Origin of the sequence: Methylobacterium variabile, assembly GCF_001043975.1 — a bacterium.
Taxonomy (GTDB): Bacteria; Pseudomonadota; Alphaproteobacteria; order Rhizobiales; family Beijerinckiaceae; genus Methylobacterium; species Methylobacterium variabile.
In genome coordinates this window covers 1-709 of record NZ_LABY01000348.1, presented here as the reverse complement: position 1 = coordinate 709, position 709 = coordinate 1, and the positions used below count along the sequence as shown (strand labels likewise).

Sequence of the window (709 nt, the reverse complement as noted above, 5' to 3'; positions counted from 1 at the left end):
GTCGCCGGCATCGGCATCCTGGTCAACGGTGTCACGGCTTGGCTGTTCGCATCGGGACGCAAGGGTGACCTCAACGTCAAGGGTGCCTTCCTCCACATGGCCGCCGATGCCGCCGTCTCGGCCGGTGTCGTCGTCGCCGGCCTGCTGATCGCCATGACGGGATGGCGCTGGCTCGATCCGGTCACCAGCCTGGTCATCGCCGCGGCGGTCGTGTGGAGCACCTGGGGTCTCCTGCGCGACAGCGTGCGGATGTCGCTCGCCGCGGTACCCTCCGGGATCGACCCCGGCGCCGTGCGCGCCCATCTGCAGAACCTCGCCGGCGTTACGGCCGTCCACGACCTCCACATCTGGCCGATGAGCACCACCGAGGTCGCCCTGACCAGCCATCTCGTGATGCCGGGCGGGGCGGACGACGCCTTCCTGATGCAGGCTGCACACGAATTGAAGGACCGCTTCGCGATCGCCCACGTCACCTTGCAGGTGGAGACCAGCGAGGCGACCGCCTGTGCTCTGGTCCCGGACGGCGTAGTCTGAGCCTGCCATGCAAGCCTGGATCTACACCCTCATCCCGGCGGCGACCGCCGTCATCGGCGCCGCGGTTGCCGTCAACCTGCGGCCGGGCCCCATCCTGGTCAGCGCCATCCAGCACTTCGCCGCCGGCGTCGTCTTCGCCGCGGCGGCGGGCGAGATCCTGCCCGACCTCAAGCAT

General features: G+C 69.5%; 1 protein-coding gene and 1 pseudogene. Both read left to right on the top strand.

What is annotated here, in order from left to right; genetic code table 11:
- On the top strand, positions 1 to 534 hold a 534-nt coding region (locus VQ02_RS32730), incomplete at its 5' end, for a cation diffusion facilitator family transporter (RefSeq protein WP_048448449.1).
- A 7-nt stretch (positions 535 to 541) separates the two neighbouring features.
- Positions 542 to 709: pseudogene (locus VQ02_RS39620) on the top strand (transporter); the annotation flags it as partial.